This is a genomic window from Pseudoalteromonas agarivorans (assembly GCF_024518735.1).
Taxonomy (GTDB): domain Bacteria; phylum Pseudomonadota; class Gammaproteobacteria; order Enterobacterales; family Alteromonadaceae; genus Pseudoalteromonas; species Pseudoalteromonas atlantica.
The window spans coordinates 1-17,769 of record NZ_JANIGJ010000012.1 but is presented as its reverse complement, the minus strand read 5'-3'; the positions used below and the strand labels follow the sequence as shown (position 1 = coordinate 17,769).

Here is a 17,769-nt window from a genome sequence, read left to right as displayed (position 1 = left end):
CGCTATGTTTTTTAATATGCTCGCGTTTGAGCTGCGCTATTTTGTGCGCCAGCCTTCGTTTTATGTGACCTCATTAATATTCTTTTTTATGGCGTTTTTTATAAGCTCCAGTAGTAAGTTTCCGCTAGGTGGGGCTAATGTTCATATGAACTCGCCTTATACCATTATGGTTTTAACGGTTACCTTTTGTACGCTTGCTATGTTTTTAGTGGTTAACTTTGTTGCAAGCTCAGCGATTCGCAACAGCGAGACCAAAATGGATGAGCTGGTGTTTAGTAAGCCCGTTAACCCGCTTGCTTATCAATCAGGACGTTTTTTTGGTGCTTACTTGGTTGTGCTCGTTGTTTTTTTAACTGTGCCACTAGGCGTGTTTTTGGGATCTCAGTTTGGCTTGTTGGTTGGCTGGCTCGATAGTGAGCTAGTAGGCCCTAATAAGTTTATATATTACGCTGCGCCTTTCTTATATTTAGCAGTGCCAAGCTTATTGGTGCTCAGTGCTATTTTTAATAGTGTGGCGGTTTATTTTAAAACCATAATGGCGGTATATGTAACGGCCGTGGTGATCTATATAAGTTACCAATTGGCGAGTATCTATTTTGACGATTTAGCGTTTAGAAATATTGTTGTTTACGCAGACCCATTTGGCACTGGTTCATTAATTGACTTAACCCGTTACTGGACTGTAAGTGATAAAAATACTGAAGTGTTAACGCTTTCGGGCGATTTTTTAATTAACCGTATTTTATGGGTAGCACTAAGTTTAGCGATGTTTTTTGGCCTCGGAAAGTTAGGTAATCGCGTAGTCACTAAAAAGCAGAAAAAGCAATTTGCTGTGTCTACGTTTGTAAAAAACAAACAAGCAGCACTTATTAGCAGTGCTAAAAATTACAAGTCAAAAGGGGTCAATACGCAATCGCAATTAGTAATGCGCAGCTTATTTGAGCTTAAGCAGGTTATATTAAGTGCTCCTTTTATGATTTTAGCGGGTGTCAGTATTATTACGTTACTCGCACCACTTTTTGCGCCTATTGGCGCATATGGCACAACAGATTGGCCGCTCACACAAAACATGGTGGGCATTATTCAAAACGCCTCCGCTATATTTATGTTTATTATTATTGCTTATTACAGCGCAGAGCTGGTTTGGCGAGAACGCCACAGTGGTATGGGCGATATTGTTGACAGCTACCCGGTGCATAACAGTGTGTTTTGGGTATCTAAAATTATTGCGCTAATCACTGCAGTTTGTGGCCTTTATTTAGTAGGCATGATGTTTACCATTGCAGTGCAACTATTTAAGGGGCAATTTAACTTAGAGCTTGGCCAGTACTTATTTAGATTGGGCTACCTTACATTACTGCCTTTAATTATGATGGCTATATTGGCGTTCTTTTTACAAATAATTAGCCCTAATAAATACATAGGTATGGGTTTATTTATTCTGTATTACATTGCTCAAATGGTAATGGGTGCTTACGGGTTTGAGCATCATATGTATCATTTTTCACAAAGCAGCAGCGTACCGTATTCAGACATAAACGGTTACGGGCATTTTTTACAAGGCGCGCATTGGTATACCCTATATTGGGGTGCATTGAGTGTGTTTTTAGCTATTGTAGGGTTTGCTTTATGGCACCGTGGTCCATCGCAAACATTGCGTACGCGTTTATCTTTAGTGCGTTACAACATGTCTTTAAAAGGCCAGATTGCAGCCGTTATAAGTTTATTGGTATTTGTGGGCGCGGGTTATAACATTTATTACAACACCCGTGTAATCAATGAGTTTGTAACAAGTGATGATAACGAAGCGCTACAAGTAAGGTATGAGCAAGAGTTCTCACAATACAAAGACTTGCCACTGCCTATAATAACTGATGTTGATTTACACATTGATATTTACCCTAAAAAGCGTGCTTTAAACGCTGTGGCTAAAATTAAGTTTACCAATACAGCAAACGAGCCAATAACCCGAGTGTTAATTATCGAGCCTAGCCAATCTAAAAGCTGGGATGTAAAAATGGCGGGCGGAAAAATAGTTGAGCGTTTAACCGATTTTGGCATGGTATGGTTTGAGTTTGAACAACCGCTAATGCCTAATGAAGTACGCGAAGGTGAGCTTTCAGTTTCTCGTGAACACGACGGTTTTGTTGATAGAGGATCTGATACTCAACTCGTGCATAACGGTACATTTGTAAATAATAGAGAATTATTCCCAAATTTTGGTTATCAAAAGTATTTTCAAATTGCGGATAAGTATGAGCGCCGTAAGCACGATTTACCCGAGCTTGAACGTGCACATAAACTAGAAGACAGCCGCTATTATACGCAAAATGAGTTTGGGCCTGCTAATGGCTTTATAAACTACAAGGCAACAGTAACCACCGATGAGTCGCAGTTTGCTATTACACCCGGTTATTTAAAAAGTGAAAGTGTAAAAGACGGACGACGTACTTTTGTTTATAAAATGGATGCGCCTATTTTAAACTTTTATTCTGTGCTTTCGGCAGAGCTTGAAAGTAAAAAGGTTGAGCACAACGGTGTAAATATTGAGGTGTACTACCACAAAGATCATGCATGGAATGTTGACCGTATGATTGAGTCGGTACAAGACTCAATAGATTACTACACGCAAGCCTTTGGGCCATATCAGCATAAGCAGTTACGTATTATTGAGTTTCCTAAGTATCGCTCGTTTGCGCAAAGTTTTGCCAATACGGTACCTTACTCAGAAAGTATTGGCTTTATTACAGACTTAAGAGATGAGAGTAAAGTTGACCTACCTTACTATGTAACCGCACATGAAGTTGCACACCAATGGTGGGGGCATCAAGTATCTGGGGCTAATGTAGAAGGCAGCGCCGTTATTTCTGAATCGCTCTCCCAATACAGTGCGCTTATGGTGCTAAAAAAACGCTTTGGCGCCGAGAAGCTTCGTAAATTCTTAAAGTACGAGTTAGATAGATACTTAATGGGCCGCACAGGCGAAGCCTTTGAAGAAATGCCGCTGTATAAAACGCAGTCTCAACAATATCTTCATTACAATAAAGGCTCAGTTACGATGATGGCGATTTATGACCGATTAGGGGAAGAGCGCTTAAATGCCGCACTTAAAGCGTTTTTGAATGAGTTTAAATACCAATCAACGCCATACCCAACCACACTTGATTTACTTAGCTATTTAAAGCGAGATGCAACACAAGCTGAACAACGTTTTATTGATGATCAGTTTAAATATATAACGCTTTATGAGCTTGAAATGAAAGCAGTGTCGGTTACAGATGACGTTGATAGCGAAGGTTTTTATACAGTAACACTGAGCGTTGAAGCAACTAAGCAGCATGCCGATGGACAAGGTGAAGAAACCGAGCAGCCGCTCGATGAGCTAATTGATATTGCATTATTTAGCGATGATCCTGAAAACCTACTCGCTGAAGACTTTGTGATTTACTCGCAAAAGCATCAAATAGTCTCTGGTACTAATGCTATTGAGCTAAAAGTAAAAGAAAAGCCAGTGTACGCAGGGGTAGACCCATACATTAAGCTTGTAGATAAAGACAGTAAAAATAACCTAGCTAAGTTTTAACGATTAACGATTAACGATTAACGACTAACGACTAACGGAAAGGCCGCATTTAATGCGGCCTTTTTTGTTTTGGCGAATTGCTATTACCAATGCGCAATAAAGCTTAATAAAGCGAATTAGCATATTGGTAAAAAGAGGTAATAGCAGCGAGGAGCTCGGCGATTAACCGAAGTGGGTTTTATAGTAAGGTGCTTTAGTAGCTAAAATTAAAAGGCGCTGTGAGTATTTAGGTGCCCTAAACGAGAAAAGGGCCAAAAGGCCCTTAGTGTTGCAGCAAGTAACACATTTTGTTTTAAAGCGTAAAGTCTACAGCGTAGCCTACGTAAACTTTAACATCTGACTCATCCATGTCGGTGTCAGATACGCCAAAAGTAAAACCATCTTTTGATACAGAGATACCGTAATCAATAATATTATCATCGCCTATAAAGTCACCAGAGTAGTGACCTAAGTGTAGCGCAACCTCAGTACCATTGCTGCCAACAGCAAAGCTGTAATCGGCATTTAGGTATAATGAATCGCCAAAGTCGGTGCCATCGCCATCTGCCGCTGAAGTGGCAAGGATTGCAGCGCCAAAGGTGAAACCTTCTGCGCTGATGCTACCGTAAATTTCAGAGAAATCAGCATCTGCCTCAGAAGCTGCATCTGGGTAAGCGTAATAAATGTAACCTACATCGTAGCTAAATGTGTCGTTAATATCGCCACCAAAACCCGCGTAAACATCAAGCTCGTAAGTCATTTCATCGGCCCATGAAGCATTTGATGCCCAAGTACCTACATAAAAGCCTGACTCGTCAGCGTAATCAATACCGCCAGAAATAGCAGCATCCCCCCCAGTTTGCTCTTGACCACGCCATAAGTAGTTAGACGTAGCCGCTGCGTTTGCTGTTACTTCTGCATGTACGGCTGTTGATGTTAAAGATGTAGCACCTAATAAAGCTATTGCGCTAATTGCGATGGTTTTTTTTAGTTTTAGCATGTCCATTTCCCGTTATATGATTTTTATCGCCTAGGTTTTTATTCTCTTATTGGCAACCCTTTGACTGGCGGTGTTTTATTGTTTAACTGGGAATGCAATTGCACTGTATGTGCCAGCTTAAAATAATTTCTATAAAACTGGTTTTTTACTTTTATAAAACAATATGTTGAGAAGTTTTAGAAGAGGGGGTGATTGAGGGGGGTAATTAAAAAACGCACACTGCTGGTGCATAAATTAACCTAACTGCACCAGAAAAATACAGTTAGGTTAGGTAGATTTAGCCAAATATAGTGCGCATAAGACTAATTGTTTCGTTTACTCCGCGGCCTTTTTGTACTTCGCTAATAATAGAGTCGCGTTTGCTACGAATATGCTCGGGAATGTCATCGGCTGCAAGTGCACGGTCTACAAGTATTTCGGCAGACTCTTTACCTCTACGCTGTGGTTTTCCTGCACTTGTTGTGCTGCGTTTAGGTTTATTTAATAGCTTAATATAATTTGAGTTGTCGGCCGTGCTGGCATCTGCATAGTAAAAAAAGCACGGTAATAATGCTTTTATACTAACTAGTTGCGCTTCTAGCTCATTGCTGCCATTAGCCATTTTAAACCACGACATAGCATGAATGCTTTGTACTATATCTTGCCAGTAGCGCTCAAAGTCGCGATTGTTTAATTTTGTAATACCTAAAGCTGCGCATAATGCATCAAGACGGCTATTACTAATTGGCGTAAATACATCTGGGCGGCGCATTGCTAATAAACGTGTAGCAGGAGCAAGGGTTGGTTTTTCATCGCTACCGTTAAAGGCAAGTAAATAAGCAACAACAAACTGTTGGTAATCAGCTTCGCTCACATCACCTTCAAGCGGGATGTTAGCAAGTGCATCGTCAAACGCGCCAGGCAAGTCGGCTAGCATTTGATGAAAACCCTTTGCACTTTTTGTTGATGCGAACCATTCAACATCAAAGTTATAGGTGCTTGGGTCGAGCGTGGCAGTGTGTTTACCACTAAATGCCAGTAAATCCTCTGGGATCATATCTTTTAGTGCTTGCTCACGAATGCTGTGCATATACGTGGTAAGGCGAAGCTGTTCGTCCAGTGCAATAAGTTCTTTGTGTTGCTCTACAAACATACTAATAACAGGCCAAGGTGCTACACGTAGTGTTTTGAGCTGTAAAAAGCTAATTGCTGAGGTTAGCTGGTCGTGCAGCTTTTTTAAAACTGGCAGTTGTTGTGGCTCTAGTAAATCGTAATTTATACGGTCTTTACTTGCACTTAGCAGCTCATAACACCAGCCTAAAAAATCCTCTGGGTGGTTTTCTACTTTCACGGCCATTAGGTTTAGGCTTAGTTCTGAAGCTTGCTTCAAGATGTTTTGGTAAATTTGACTTTCTTGTTCGCCTAGCGCCATTTTTGACGGTGAAATTAGCAGTTTTTTCATGCCTTGTAGAGTCTCCGAGTAGATACATTTTTTAGCTGCTTTATTTTAGCGCAAATACGCCAATAGCAACAGGGCCGTGCATCATACCTAACAATTCAAGGGATGCAATGTTGTAGGGTTTAATACTTGGTTAGATTTAAACTTGATGAGCTTTCCTTTTAGTCACCAATTTCGCAACGTTTACTTTTAAGCATAAATTCATTTCAAATTAAATAAATTACAATAAAGTGCTTTTTTGTCACAACGACAATGATTTTAAAGCTAACACTCGCTATGATAAGAACATTATTTGCACGTTTGAAAGGATGATCATGAAGACCTTACTCAAAATTGTTGGTGTAATACTCTTACTTTGTATTGCGTTAATTATTGCCGCTCCGTTTTTAATCCCAACCGATACTATTTTTAATAAAGTATCTGAGCAGGTTGAAAAAACAACAGGGCGCACACTTACTATTAAAGGTGATAAAACGCTTAGTGTATTTCCTGCATTAAAGTTAGAGCTTAACGATGTGCACTTTGCAAACATGCAGACAGGCTCACGCGACGACATGGCAAGTATGGAGCAATTAGCTGTACATATACCATGGTTATCGTTATTTGGCGGCGAATTCAAACTAGATAAGTTTGTTATTAACGAGCCCAATATTTTATTAGAAACTGATAAAAACGGTAAAGCTAACTGGCAGTTGTTTGATGCTGTAGCAGAGCAGCCGCAAGAGCAAACTCAATCAGGCGAGTCAGTTAAACTACCAGAGAACTTTGATGTAGAGTTAGGTGAAGTGGCTATTTACGGTGGTACGTTTACTTACCTAGATGGGCAAACAGGCGCTAAACAACAAATTAGTGACTTGGAATTGGCTATTTTACTTCCTTCACTTCGTAAGACACTAGAGATCAAAGGCGGCATTACATATATGCAAGAGCGCTTTGAGCTTGATGTAAAACTTGATACGCCGGCAAAGGCAATTGAAGGGGCGACATTTGAGGTTACTCAAAGCGTAGACTCTCGCTTGGTCGATCTTACTTTTAACGGCAGTATTGCTCGCCAAGGTAAAGATATAAAAGGCGAGTTAGCGCTAAGTGGCGACTCTGTTAAGGAGCTAGCAACTTGGCAAGAGGTAGACTTAAACGCTAAAGAAAATGCTTTTAATGCGTTTAGTGTAAACGGTAAAATGCATCTTATAGATGATACGTTTAACTTAGAAGAGCTGATTGCTACCCTAGATGAATTAGAGATTAAAGGAAAAAGTGAAGTAAACTTAGGCAATAAACTAGCGGTTAATGCCAATATAGACCTAGGTATGCTTGATTTGAATCCCTACTTACCGGAGGCAGTCGCTAAGCAGCAAGCACCGCAAAGCGAAGAACCTAAAGCCGCGCAGCCGATTGTTTGGGACGATACTAAAATTGATTTAAGCGCATTAAATGCACTTAATGCTAATGTAGTTATTCGCTCAAGCGGTTTAAAAGCTAACGATATTGAGCTAGGTGCTAATCAATTTACAGTCGATTTAAATAACAGCGTTGCTAAATTAAGCTTAGATAGCTTTGAAGCATATGAGGGCACTGGTAAAGGGGTTATCAACATAAATGCGCAGCAAACGCCGTATAAAATAAGCACAAATTTTGATTTAGCCGACATAGACGCACAACCGTTACTCACTGATGCGGCTGGCTTTGATAAGCTCATGGGTAAAGGGTCATTAAATTGGAATTTAACCACAACTGGGCAAAGTCAAAAAACCTTTATTAATGCATTAAATGGCAATGTTAGCTTTGAATTTGCCGATGGTGCTGTTAAAGGCGCAAACGTGGCTGAAATGGTTCGCAAAGGCAAAGAGCTTATTACGGGTAATCTTGGAGCTGTGAGTGAAGGGCTAGATACAGGCTTTGAAGAATCAGAGCAAACAGATTTTTCTGCGCTCACCGGTAGCTTTAACTTTACTAATGGCGTGGGCCGTAATAACGACCTATCGCTGATGAGCCCACTTATTCGTATTACAGGTGAGGGCGATGTAGATTTGCCTAAAACCAATGTTGATTATCGCTTAGTGACCGGCATCGTTGATTCGATTGAAGGGCAAGGCACTACAGACGATAGTACAGGCTTTAAAATCCCACTGCGTATAGAAGGCCCATTTCATGACGTTGGCTTTAAGCTAGATGTAAGCAACGCGCTTAAAGATGAAGCAAAGCAAAAGCTCGATGACGCCAAAGAGAAAGCAAAAGAAAAAGCCAAGGACAAAGTCAAAGATAAACTAAAAGGCCTATTTGGCTAATACTATTAAACCCTACAAATAAATAATTAAGGCGCTATTTGCGCCTTGATTGTTTTATAACCACTTGTAAAATAGCTACATAGCGGTTTTTATTCAGTTTTAATCTGTTCTTCCCTTAAATTAATTAAAAAATAACCTACCACTCACTAGCCAATGCTGGTACAATTGCCCGCCCTTAAGAGACAACTCTGTTGTTTTTTGAGTGGGATTTAATCGAAGTGCCTTGATTTTAAACAAATTTAAGGCAAGTTGTAATTACTACACCGGAGGTCATTAACATGATCCAAATGCAAACTCAGCTGGAAGTTGCTGATAACAGCGGCGCTCGCAAAGTGCAGTGTATAAAAGTCCTTGGTGGTTCACACCGTCGCTATGCGGCAGTTGGCGATATCATTAAAGTTTCTGTGAAAGAAGCTATTCCTCGCGGTAAAGTGAAGAAAGGTGATGTTAAAAACGCGGTAGTTGTGCGTACCAAAAAAGGCGTTCGTCGTCCGGACGGTTCTCTGATCCGTTTCGATAGCAATGCGGCTGTTATCTTAAATGATAACTTGCAGCCAATTGGTACTCGTATCTTCGGCCCTGTGACTCGTGAACTTCGTAATGATAAGTTCATGAAAATTGTTTCACTAGCCCCAGAAGTACTGTAAGGAGTCTATCATGGCAGCAAAAATCCGTCGTGATGACGAAGTAATCGTACTAGCAGGTAAAGACAAAGGTAAGCGCGGCAAAGTGCTTTCAGTTGTTACCGAGTCTGGTCGAGTATTTGTCGAAGGCATTAACTTAATCAAGAAACACCAAAAGCCGGTTCCACAATTGAACCAAGCTGGCGGCATTGTTGAGAAAGAAGCGTCTATCGACGTATCAAACGTTGCGATCTACAACTCGGAAACGAGTAAAGCAGATCGTGTAGGTTTCAAGATTGAAGATGGTAAGAAATTACGTATCTTTAAATCTACTGGTAAAACTATCTAATAGTTGGAGTAGAATGATGGCGAAACTGCATGAAGTATATAAAGACAAAGTAGTTGCTGAGCTTCAAGAGAAGTTTGGTTTCAGCTCTGTCATGCAAGTCCCTCAGATCGAAAAGATCACATTAAATATGGGCGTGGGCGAAGCCCTAGCTGACAAGAAGATTTTAGATAACGCTGTTGCGGATCTAGAAGCTATCGCTGGTCAGAAACCTTTAATCACTAAAGCACGCAAATCTGTTGCTGGCTTCAAAGTGCGTGAAGGCTACCCAATAGGCTGTAAAGTAACCTTACGCGGCGAGCGTATGTGGGACTTTTTTGAGCGTTTGGTATCAATCGCTATCCCACGTATCCGTGACTTCCGTGGTGTGAGTGCTAAGTCTTTTGATGGACGTGGTAACTACAGCATGGGCGTACGTGAACAAATCATCTTCCCAGAAATTGATTACGATAAAGTAGACCGTGTACGCGGTATGGATATCACAATCACAACTTCTGCGAAATCTGATGAGGAAGGCCGTGCGTTGTTAGAAGCGTTTAACTTCCCATTCAAGAAATAAGGGTAGGGTTATGGCAAAGAATTCTATGAAAGCGCGCGAAGCAAAGCGCACTAAACTAGTTGCTCAGTACGCTGAAAAGCGTGCAGCACTAAAAGCTATCATCAGCGATGTTAACGCATCTGAAGATGATCGTTGGGACGCGGTACTTAAGCTTCAAGCTTTACCACGTGATTCTAGCCCTGCACGTCAACGTAATCGTTGTAACATTACGGGCCGCCCACATGGTTTCCTTCGCAAATTCGGCATGAGCCGTATTAAAGTTCGCGAAGCAGCTATGCGCGGTGAAATTCCTGGCCTTAAAAAGGCTAGCTGGTAATAGTATCACGGGAGTAAGACTATGAGCTTGCAAGATCCTATCGCGGATTTGTTTACACGTATCCGTAACGGTCAATCAGCGAAGAAAGTATCTGTAACGATGCCAACTTCAAAGCTGAAAGTAGCAGTAGCTAAAGTATTAAAAGACGAAGGTTACATCGCAGATTTCGCTGTAAACAGCGAAGCGAAACCTGAGCTTTCTATCGAGTTGAAATACTTCGAAGGCAAAGCTGTAATTGAAAATATCCAGCGTGTTAGCCGCCCTGGTCTACGTATCTATAAGAAACGTGACGAATTACCGAAGGTAATGGGTGGTCTTGGTATCGCTATCGTATCAACTTCTAAAGGCCTAATGACAGACCGCGCAGCACGTAGTGCTGGTGTTGGTGGTGAAATCATTGGCTTTGTAGCTTAATCGGAGGGGAACTATGTCTCGCATAGCAAAGGCACCAATCAATGTTCCTGCCGGTGTAGAAGTTACATTAAAAGGCCAGGACATCACAGTTAAAGGCAAAAACGGTGAACTTACTCGTACTATCAACAACGCTGTTGAAGTACAAGTTAACGACAACGTTATTACAACTTTACCTCGTGAAGGCGTAGCTAATGCATGGGCTCAAGCAGGTACTGCTCGCGCTCTAATCAACAACATGGTTGTTGGTACGCATGAAGGTTACGAGAAGAAACTTCAGTTAGTAGGTGTTGGTTACCGTGCTGCAGCTAAGGGTAAAGTTTTAGACTTAACACTTGGTTTCTCGCACCCAGTTAATTTCGAAGTTCCTGAGGGAATTACGATTGAAACTCCAAGCCAAACAGAAGTTCTAGTTAAGGGCGTAGATAAGCAGTTAGTTGGTCAAACAGCTGCTAACATTCGTGCATACCGTAAACCTGAGCCTTATAAAGGTAAAGGTGTTCGTTATTCAGATGAGAATGTACGCCGTAAAGAGGCTAAGAAGAAGTAAGGTAAGACGATGGATAAAAAAACAGCTCGTCTACGTCGTGCTAAACGCACTCGTAGAAATTATATTGAACAAGGCACAACGCGTCTTGTTATCCACCGCACGCCACGTCACATTTACGCTCAAGTAGTTAATGCTGAGGGTACTGTACTGGCTGCTGCTTCTACTGTTGAGAAAGCTATTAGCGAAACAGTTAAAGGCACAGGCAACGTTTCAGCTGCACAAGCAGTTGGTAAAGCGGTTGCAGAACGTGCGGCTGACAAAGGCATCGAAAAGATTGCTTTTGATCGCAGTGGCTTTAAATATCACGGCCGTGTGAAGGCGCTAGCTGATGCTGCGCGTGAAGCCGGTTTGCAATTCTAGGAGTAGACAATGGCTAACGTAGAAGCAAAGCAACAACAGCCTGATTTAGCTGAAAAGCTAATCGCGGTAAACCGTGTGTCTAAAGTAGTTAAAGGTGGTCGTATCTTTAGCTTCACTGCACTAACTGTAGTTGGTGATGGCGCAGGTAAAGTAGGTTTTGGTTATGGTAAAGCTCGTGAAGTTCCAGCTGCTATTCAAAAAGCAATGGAAAAAGCACGTCGCAACATGATCAATGTAGACCTAAATGGCAACACATTACAGCATCCTGTTAAAGGACGTCATGCTGGCTCACAAGTGTTCATGAAACCAGCATCTGAAGGTACTGGTATCATCGCAGGTGGTGCTATGCGTGCAGTACTAGAAGTTACTGGTGTGCAGAACGTACTTTCTAAATGTTACGGTTCTACCAACCCGATCAACGTAGTACGTGCAACGATTCAAGCTCTAGAGAACATGAACTCTCCTGAGTCAATCGCTGCTAAACGTGGTCTGCGCGTAGACGAAATTCTGGGGTAACCATGGCAAATAAAACTGTAAAAGTAACACAAGTAAAGAGCTCTATCGGTCGTTTACCGAAGCATAAAGCTACATTACGCGGTCTTGGTTTACGTCGTATCAACCACACTGTTGAGTTAGAAGACACAGCATGTGTACGTGGTATGATCAACCGAGTTTCTTACATGGTTAAGGTAGAGGGTTAATTTCATGCATTTGAATACACTTTCACCTGCTGCAGGTTCTAAAACTGCTCCAAAACGTGTTGGTCGTGGTATCGGTTCTGGTCTTGGTAAGACTGGTGGCCGTGGTCACAAAGGTCAAAAATCACGTTCTGGCGGTAAAGTACGCGTTGGTTTTGAAGGCGGTCAAATGCCTATGCAACGTCGTCTACCTAAATTTGGTTTCACTTCACGCAAATCGTTAGTATCTGCAGAAGTAAACCTTTTTGAAATCGCTAAAGTTGAAGGCGATGTGGTAGACCTAAACGCGTTACAAGCAGCTGGTCTAGTTAAAAAGAACGTTCTGTTCGTTAAAGTTGTTAAATCTGGCGAAGTTTCACGCGCTGTTACCGTTAAAGGCCTTAAGGCTTCTAAAGGTGCTCGCGAAGCTATTGAAGCTGCCGGAGGCAAGGTAGAAGACTAAGGAAGTACTAATGGCTAAACCAGGTCAAGATACACAAAGTGCACAAAGTGGACTTTCGGAATTGAAGCGTCGATTACTATTTGTTTTAGGTGCTATCATTATTTACCGTCTAGGTTCATTTGTGCCAATCCCTGGGATTGACGCCGCTGTACTTGCCGATTTCTTCGAGCAACAAAAGGGCACCATTGTTGAGATGTTCAACATGTTTAGCGGTGGTGCGCTTGAGCGAGCTTCAGTGTTAGCACTGGGTATTATGCCGTATATCTCGGCTTCGATTATTACGCAACTATTAACGCATATGTATCCTCCGTTTATAGAGCTTAAGAAAGAAGGTGAGCAAGGGCGTAAAAAAATTAGCCAGTACACACGCTACGGCACGCTTGTGCTTGCTACTATCCAATCAATCGGTATTGCAACTAGCTTACCGGGCATGATGGAAGGGTTAGTTGTTAACCCGGGTCTCGGTTTCTATTTCACCGCAGTGGTGAGTTTAGTAACTGGTACTATGTTCCTAATGTGGTTGGGCGAACAAATAACAGAGCGCGGTATCGGTAACGGTATCTCAGTTCTAATATTTGTTGGTATTGTAGCTAACCTGCCGTCTGCTATTGGTTCGACAGCCGAAATGGCGCGCCAAGGTGATTTGAATGTTTTTGTACTGTTGATGGTTGCGGTTATAGTATTCGCTGTTACTTATCTTGTAGTGTTTTTCGAACGTGGACAACGTCGTATCGTTGTTAACTACGCTAAACGCCAACAAGGTCGTCAAGTATTTGCTGCTCAAAGCACGCATTTACCACTAAAAGTAAACATGGCGGGTGTTATTCCACCAATCTTCGCTAGCAGTATAATTCTGTTCCCTGGTACAATTGCAAGCTGGTTCGGCCAGGGTGAAGGTCCGGTCGCTGATGTGCTACAAGCTATTGCAACAACGTTGACTCCAGGTCAGCCTTTGTATGCGATGGTGCTAGCAGCAGCTATCATCTTCTTCTGCTTTTTCTACACAGCGTTGGTTTTTAACCCGCGTGAGACAGCAGACAACCTGAAGAAATCTGGCGCATTTATCCCAGGTATTCGTCCAGGTGAGCAGACATCTAAATACATTGATAAAGTGATGACACGCCTGACATTGGCAGGTGCTTTGTATATAACCTTTATCTGTCTGGTGCCCGAATTCATGACTATGGCATGGCAAACGCCATTCTATTTCGGCGGTACATCAATTTTGATTATCGTTGTAGTAATCATGGACTTTATGGCACAAGTACAGACTCACCTGATGTCACATCAGTATGATTCTGTGCTGAAAAAAGCGAACCTTAAAGGCTACGGCCGATAAGGTCAGTTTACGGAGTTGAGCAATGAAAGTACGTGCTTCCGTTAAGAAAATATGCCGTAACTGTAAAGTTATTAAACGTGCTGGTGTAGTACGCGTAATTTGCAGTGAGCCTAAGCATAAGCAAAGGCAAGGCTAAGTAAACAGTCGTGCAGGCTGAGATTTCTCGGCCTGTGTTTTTAGTTGTGATTTGGTCTTCGTTTGAGTATCCTTACGGGCTTTTCAAACTTTTGATTACCAAATTCAAATATAGGAGATGTGTTAGTGGCCCGTATCGCTGGCATTAACGTCCCTGATCATAAACATGCAGTTATTGGTTTAACAGCTATTTATGGCATAGGTAAGACTCGCTCTAAGGCTATCTTAGAAGCGACTGGTATCGCCGAGACCACAAAAATCGGTGAACTTTCAGACGAAACTCTTGACGTACTGCGTGATGCAGTTGGCAAGTACACTGTAGAAGGTGACCTTCGTCGTGAAGTTACTCTAAATATCAAGCGCCTTATGGACCTTGGTTGTTTCCGTGGCCTACGTCACCGTCGCTCTTTACCACTACGTGGTCAAAGAACAAAGACTAACGCGCGTACCCGTAAGGGTCCTCGTAAGCCTATTAAGCGATAAGGGGATAGTATTATGGCTAAGACACCAATTCGTCGTAAAAAGGTTAAAAAGCAAGTTGCTGATGGTATGGCTCATGTTCATGCGTCTTTCAACAACACTATTGTAACAATTACCGACCGTCAAGGTAATGCACTATCATGGGCTACTGCCGGTGGTTCAGGTTTCCGTGGTTCACGTAAATCTACGCCATTTGCTGCTCAGGTTGCTGCAGAGCGTGCAGGTACTGCTGCTCAAGAATACGGTTTAAAAAATCTAGAAGTTTTCATTAAAGGTCCAGGTCCAGGTCGTGAATCTGCTGTACGTGCTTTGAATGCTGCTGGTTACCGTATCACCAACATTACTGACGTGACGCCAATACCACACAATGGTTGTCGTCCACCGAAGAAACGTCGCGTTTAACAATAGGTTAGGAGAAATAACATGGCAAGATATTTGGGCCCTAAGCTCAAGCTGAGTCGTCGTGAAGGTACTGACCTGTTCCTTAAGAGCGGCGTAAGAGCTATCGACTCTAAGTGTAAACTTGAGACTGCACCTGGTCAGCACGGCGCTCGTAAAGGTCGCTTATCTGATTACGGTTTACAATTACGTGAAAAGCAAAAAGTACGTCGTATCTACGGTGTATTAGAAAAGCAATTCCGTAATTACTACAAAGAAGCTGCTCGCCTTAAAGGTAATACAGGTGAAAACTTGTTACAGCTTTTAGAGCAACGTTTAGACAATGTTGTATATCGCATGGGTTTTGCTAGCACACGCGCTGAAGCACGTCAGTTAGTAAGCCACAAAGCGATTTTAGTTAATGGTCGTGTTGTGAACATTCCTTCATACGTAATTGCTCCAGAAGATACTGTAGTAATCCGTGAGAAGTCTAAAACACAAGCACGTATCATCGCTGCTCTAGAGTTGGCTGAGCAACGTGAAAAGCCGACTTGGGTTGAAGTTGACGGTAAGAAATTGGAAGGTAGCTTTAAGCGCCTACCTGAGCGTTCAGATCTGTCTGCGGACATTAATGAACAACTAATCGTCGAACTTTACTCTAAGTAAAGTTAAGAGTTAAGAGAGGATAAAATGCAGGGTTCTGTTACAGAATTTCTAAAACCAAGGTTAGTCGATATCGACGCTATCAACCCAACGCGTTCTAAAGTAGTTTTAGAACCACTAGAGCGTGGCTTTGGCCATACTCTGGGTAATGCCTTACGCCGTATACTGTTATCATCTATGCCTGGATGTGCAGTAACTGAAGTTGAAATCGACGGTGTATTGCATGAGTACAGCGCGAAAGAAGGCGTACAAGAAGACATCATTGAAATACTACTAAACCTAAAAGGTTTAGCAGTAACGTTAGAAGGCAAAGATGAAGTTTTTCTGACCCTGACTAAATCTGGTGTAGGCCCTGTGACTGCGGCTGATATTCAGCACGATGGCGATGTAACAATTGCTAATCCAGATCACGTTATTTGTCATTTAACGACAGATAGCAGCGAGATCAGCATGCGTATTCGTGTTGAGCGTGGTCGTGGTTATGTGCCGGCATCTAGTCGTTTATCCTCTGATGACGATGAGCGTCCAATTGGTCGATTGCTGCTTGATGCATCATTCAGCCCAGTTGAACGTATTGCGTACTCGGTTGAATCAGCCCGTGTTGAGCAACGTACAGACTTAGACAAGTTAATCATTGATATGGAAACAAACGGCACTTTAGATCCTGAAGAAGCGATCCGCCGTGCGTCTACTATCTTAGCTGAGCAATTAGATGCATTCGTAGATTTACGTGATGTAACTGAGCCAGAAGAGAAAGAAGAGAAGCCAGAATTCGATCCTATTCTACTTCGTCCAGTTGATGATCTTGAACTAACAGTACGTTCAGCAAACTGTTTGAAAGCCGAGCAAATTCAATATATCGGTGATTTAGTTCAGCGCACTGAAGTTGAGCTTCTTAAAACGCCTAACCTAGGCAAGAAGTCTCTAACTGAAATAAAAGACGTGCTAGCTTCACGTGGTCTTTCTCTAGGCATGCGCCTAGAAAATTGGCCGCCTGCAAGCCTAGCTGAATAATCTAAATCACTATATTAGTTTAGTTAGAAGGATAGGGTCATGCGCCATCGTAAGAGTGGTCGTCAATTAAACCGTAACAGTAGCCATCGTAAAGCGATGTTCAGCAATATGGCAGGTTCTTTGGTGAAACATGAAATCATCAAAACTACTTTGCCTAAAGCGAAAGAGTTACGCCGTGTAATTGAACCTTTAATCACACTGGCTAAGACTGACAGTGTAGCAAATCGCCGTTTAGCGTTTGCTCGCACGCGTGATAATGAAGTAGTTGGTAAATTGTTCAGCGAAATCGGTCCTCGTAATACAGACCGTCCAGGTGGTTACACTCGTATTCTTAAGTGTGGCTTCCGTGCTGGTGATAATGCACCAATGGCTTATATTGAACTAGTAGGTCGCCCAGCGACTAACGAAGAAGTTCAAGAAGACGCGCAGTCTGCAGAGTAAGTCTTTAAAGAGACACCAAAAAGCCGAGCTTAATGCTCGGCTTTTTAATGCCTAAAATTTGACATCCCTCCAAATAGTTACTTGATAATTACCTATTACCTATTACCTATTACCTATTACCTATTACCTATTACCTATTACCTATTACCTATTACCTATTACCTATTACCTATTACCTATTACCTATTACCTATTACCTATTACCTATTACCTATTACCTTCATTCTGTTAAACCGACTTAGTTAAACCAATGTAGTTATAAAGCCTGGTTTCTCAAAAAGCTTAATTAAGCGGTAACCCTATAAGTCGAGCGTATAAGGTTTGTAAAACATATCCCAGGCTGTAGATGTACAGTGTAATTTGGATAGTGATAAAGCAAAGCTGGCCAATCAAACAGAGATATTTAATTTTAACTCGCTAATTTAGTGGGTTTAAGGCTTCTTTTAGTTGGGTTTTTGAGCGTTTAGCTCAAATACTCAGCGAACAGTCATTTATTTCAAGTTTTCTTTAAAAAAGGGTTGATCTGTTTTCGGATCTCCCTATAATGCGACCCCACTGAGACGGCAGAGCAGGCAACGCTTAGCGAGGCAAGCAAACCACTTAGTGAGTCGAGTAAAACTTAGTTTTAAAAACTTTCAAGTTTAACAAAATTAAGTGTTGACAAAAAAATAGGAAAGCGTAAGATGCGCAGCCCTAGCGGGATAAAGTTTAACGCTTTAATCGCAACGT

The 17,769-nt window shown here is 41.9% G+C and carries 21 protein-coding genes; 19 read left to right on the top strand and 2 right to left on the bottom strand.

Annotation, left to right across the window (positions count from 1 at the left end):
• The first annotated feature begins 4 nt into the window (after positions 1–4).
• The gene (locus NQT65_RS17495) at positions 5–3,583 is read left to right on the top strand and encodes an ABC transporter permease/M1 family aminopeptidase (RefSeq protein WP_256851663.1); all 3,579 of its coding nucleotides are present in this window, start codon (positions 5–7) and stop codon (positions 3,581–3,583) included.
• A 292-nt stretch (positions 3,584–3,875) separates the two neighbouring features.
• Here NQT65_RS17495 and NQT65_RS17490 read toward each other — a convergent pair whose 3' ends face one another.
• Both NQT65_RS17490 and NQT65_RS17485 read right to left on the bottom strand, forming a co-directional pair.
• Positions 3,876–4,562, bottom strand: a complete 687-nt coding sequence (locus tag NQT65_RS17490) for a TorF family putative porin (RefSeq protein ID WP_004589216.1) — start codon at positions 4,560–4,562, stop codon at positions 3,876–3,878.
• Between the two features lie 277 nt (positions 4,563–4,839).
• Positions 4,840–6,003, bottom strand: coding sequence for a hypothetical protein (locus NQT65_RS17485; protein WP_256851662.1), 1,164 nt, complete (start codon positions 6,001–6,003; stop codon positions 4,840–4,842).
• Positions 6,004–6,314: 311 nt separating this feature from the next.
• Here NQT65_RS17485 and NQT65_RS17480 point away from each other — a divergent pair, with 311 nt between their 5' ends.
• From NQT65_RS17480 to rplQ, 18 genes are all read left to right on the top strand, one after another.
• The gene (locus NQT65_RS17480; RefSeq protein ID WP_256851661.1) at positions 6,315–8,285 is read left to right on the top strand and encodes an AsmA family protein; all 1,971 of its coding nucleotides are present in this window, start codon (positions 6,315–6,317) and stop codon (positions 8,283–8,285) included.
• Between the two features lie 278 nt (positions 8,286–8,563).
• Positions 8,564–8,932, top strand: coding sequence for a 50S ribosomal protein L14 (gene rplN / locus NQT65_RS17475; RefSeq protein ID WP_004589211.1), 369 nt, complete (start codon positions 8,564–8,566; stop codon positions 8,930–8,932).
• 10 nt (positions 8,933–8,942) lie between these two features.
• Positions 8,943–9,257 carry a 50S ribosomal protein L24 gene (gene rplX, locus NQT65_RS17470; RefSeq protein WP_004589210.1) on the top strand — a complete coding sequence of 105 codons (315 nt, stop codon included), beginning with the start codon at positions 8,943–8,945 and terminating at the stop codon, positions 9,255–9,257.
• Positions 9,258–9,273: 16 nt separating this feature from the next.
• Entirely contained in the window at positions 9,274–9,813 is a 540-nt protein-coding gene (gene rplE / locus NQT65_RS17465; RefSeq protein ID WP_004589209.1) for a 50S ribosomal protein L5, read from the top strand.
• 10 nt (positions 9,814–9,823) lie between these two features.
• A complete protein-coding gene (gene rpsN, locus NQT65_RS17460) occupies positions 9,824–10,129 on the top strand; it encodes a 30S ribosomal protein S14 (protein WP_004589208.1) in 306 nt (101 codons plus the stop codon).
• A 21-nt stretch (positions 10,130–10,150) separates the two neighbouring features.
• On the top strand, positions 10,151–10,543 hold the full coding sequence (gene rpsH, locus NQT65_RS17455; RefSeq protein WP_004589207.1) for a 30S ribosomal protein S8: 393 nt from the start codon (positions 10,151–10,153) through the stop codon (positions 10,541–10,543).
• A 13-nt stretch (positions 10,544–10,556) separates the two neighbouring features.
• Positions 10,557–11,090: a 50S ribosomal protein L6 gene (rplF, locus tag NQT65_RS17450; protein WP_004589206.1), complete on the top strand. Its 534-nt coding sequence runs from the start codon at positions 10,557–10,559 to the stop codon at positions 11,088–11,090.
• A gap of 9 nt (positions 11,091–11,099) precedes the next feature.
• Entirely contained in the window at positions 11,100–11,450 is a 351-nt protein-coding gene (gene rplR, locus NQT65_RS17445) for a 50S ribosomal protein L18 (protein WP_004589205.1), read from the top strand.
• Positions 11,451–11,459: 9 nt separating this feature from the next.
• Positions 11,460–11,966, top strand: coding sequence for a 30S ribosomal protein S5 (gene rpsE / locus NQT65_RS17440; protein WP_004589204.1), 507 nt, complete (start codon positions 11,460–11,462; stop codon positions 11,964–11,966).
• A 2-nt stretch (positions 11,967–11,968) separates the two neighbouring features.
• The gene (gene rpmD / locus NQT65_RS17435) at positions 11,969–12,151 is read left to right on the top strand and encodes a 50S ribosomal protein L30 (RefSeq protein WP_004589203.1); all 183 of its coding nucleotides are present in this window, start codon (positions 11,969–11,971) and stop codon (positions 12,149–12,151) included.
• A gap of 4 nt (positions 12,152–12,155) precedes the next feature.
• A complete protein-coding gene (gene rplO / locus NQT65_RS17430) occupies positions 12,156–12,590 on the top strand; it encodes a 50S ribosomal protein L15 (RefSeq protein WP_004589202.1) in 435 nt (144 codons plus the stop codon).
• A gap of 10 nt (positions 12,591–12,600) precedes the next feature.
• The gene (gene secY / locus NQT65_RS17425) at positions 12,601–13,929 is read left to right on the top strand and encodes a preprotein translocase subunit SecY (protein WP_004589201.1); all 1,329 of its coding nucleotides are present in this window, start codon (positions 12,601–12,603) and stop codon (positions 13,927–13,929) included.
• 22 nt (positions 13,930–13,951) lie between these two features.
• Positions 13,952–14,065: a 50S ribosomal protein L36 gene (gene rpmJ, locus NQT65_RS17420; protein WP_002959476.1), complete on the top strand. Its 114-nt coding sequence runs from the start codon at positions 13,952–13,954 to the stop codon at positions 14,063–14,065.
• A gap of 125 nt (positions 14,066–14,190) precedes the next feature.
• Positions 14,191–14,547: a 30S ribosomal protein S13 gene (gene rpsM, locus NQT65_RS17415; protein ID WP_004589200.1), complete on the top strand. Its 357-nt coding sequence runs from the start codon at positions 14,191–14,193 to the stop codon at positions 14,545–14,547.
• Positions 14,548–14,559: 12 nt separating this feature from the next.
• Entirely contained in the window at positions 14,560–14,946 is a 387-nt protein-coding gene (gene rpsK / locus NQT65_RS17410; protein ID WP_002959471.1) for a 30S ribosomal protein S11, read from the top strand.
• Positions 14,947–14,967: 21 nt separating this feature from the next.
• Positions 14,968–15,588, top strand: a complete 621-nt coding sequence (rpsD, locus tag NQT65_RS17405) for a 30S ribosomal protein S4 (protein ID WP_004589199.1) — start codon at positions 14,968–14,970, stop codon at positions 15,586–15,588.
• A 24-nt stretch (positions 15,589–15,612) separates the two neighbouring features.
• Positions 15,613–16,599: a DNA-directed RNA polymerase subunit alpha gene (locus NQT65_RS17400; RefSeq protein WP_004589198.1), complete on the top strand. Its 987-nt coding sequence runs from the start codon at positions 15,613–15,615 to the stop codon at positions 16,597–16,599.
• 39 nt (positions 16,600–16,638) lie between these two features.
• Positions 16,639–17,040: a 50S ribosomal protein L17 gene (gene rplQ / locus NQT65_RS17395; protein ID WP_004589197.1), complete on the top strand. Its 402-nt coding sequence runs from the start codon at positions 16,639–16,641 to the stop codon at positions 17,038–17,040.
• The last annotated feature ends 729 nt before the right edge of the window (positions 17,041–17,769 follow it).

What these genes read in the sequence shown, in the direction of transcription:
- NQT65_RS17495 (WP_256851663.1), top strand. Translation starts at nt 5, where the DNA reads ATGTTTTTTAATATGCTCGCGTTTGAGCTGCGCTATTTTGTGCGCCAG.
- NQT65_RS17490 (WP_004589216.1), bottom strand. Translation starts at nt 4,562, where the DNA reads ATGCTAAAACTAAAAAAAACCATCGCAATTAGCGCAATAGCTTTATTA.
- NQT65_RS17485 (WP_256851662.1), bottom strand. Translation starts at nt 6,003, where the DNA reads ATGAAAAAACTGCTAATTTCACCGTCAAAAATGGCGCTAGGCGAACAA.
- NQT65_RS17480 (WP_256851661.1), top strand. Translation starts at nt 6,315, where the DNA reads ATGAAGACCTTACTCAAAATTGTTGGTGTAATACTCTTACTTTGTATT.
- rplN (WP_004589211.1), top strand. Translation starts at nt 8,564, where the DNA reads ATGATCCAAATGCAAACTCAGCTGGAAGTTGCTGATAACAGCGGCGCT.
- rplX (WP_004589210.1), top strand. Translation starts at nt 8,943, where the DNA reads ATGGCAGCAAAAATCCGTCGTGATGACGAAGTAATCGTACTAGCAGGT.
- rplE (WP_004589209.1), top strand. Translation starts at nt 9,274, where the DNA reads ATGGCGAAACTGCATGAAGTATATAAAGACAAAGTAGTTGCTGAGCTT.
- rpsN (WP_004589208.1), top strand. Translation starts at nt 9,824, where the DNA reads ATGGCAAAGAATTCTATGAAAGCGCGCGAAGCAAAGCGCACTAAACTA.
- rpsH (WP_004589207.1), top strand. Translation starts at nt 10,151, where the DNA reads ATGAGCTTGCAAGATCCTATCGCGGATTTGTTTACACGTATCCGTAAC.
- rplF (WP_004589206.1), top strand. Translation starts at nt 10,557, where the DNA reads ATGTCTCGCATAGCAAAGGCACCAATCAATGTTCCTGCCGGTGTAGAA.
- rplR (WP_004589205.1), top strand. Translation starts at nt 11,100, where the DNA reads ATGGATAAAAAAACAGCTCGTCTACGTCGTGCTAAACGCACTCGTAGA.
- rpsE (WP_004589204.1), top strand. Translation starts at nt 11,460, where the DNA reads ATGGCTAACGTAGAAGCAAAGCAACAACAGCCTGATTTAGCTGAAAAG.
- rpmD (WP_004589203.1), top strand. Translation starts at nt 11,969, where the DNA reads ATGGCAAATAAAACTGTAAAAGTAACACAAGTAAAGAGCTCTATCGGT.
- rplO (WP_004589202.1), top strand. Translation starts at nt 12,156, where the DNA reads ATGCATTTGAATACACTTTCACCTGCTGCAGGTTCTAAAACTGCTCCA.
- secY (WP_004589201.1), top strand. Translation starts at nt 12,601, where the DNA reads ATGGCTAAACCAGGTCAAGATACACAAAGTGCACAAAGTGGACTTTCG.
- rpmJ (WP_002959476.1), top strand. Translation starts at nt 13,952, where the DNA reads ATGAAAGTACGTGCTTCCGTTAAGAAAATATGCCGTAACTGTAAAGTT.
- rpsK (WP_002959471.1), top strand. Translation starts at nt 14,560, where the DNA reads ATGGCTAAGACACCAATTCGTCGTAAAAAGGTTAAAAAGCAAGTTGCT.
- rpsD (WP_004589199.1), top strand. Translation starts at nt 14,968, where the DNA reads ATGGCAAGATATTTGGGCCCTAAGCTCAAGCTGAGTCGTCGTGAAGGT.
- NQT65_RS17400 (WP_004589198.1), top strand. Translation starts at nt 15,613, where the DNA reads ATGCAGGGTTCTGTTACAGAATTTCTAAAACCAAGGTTAGTCGATATC.
- rplQ (WP_004589197.1), top strand. Translation starts at nt 16,639, where the DNA reads ATGCGCCATCGTAAGAGTGGTCGTCAATTAAACCGTAACAGTAGCCAT.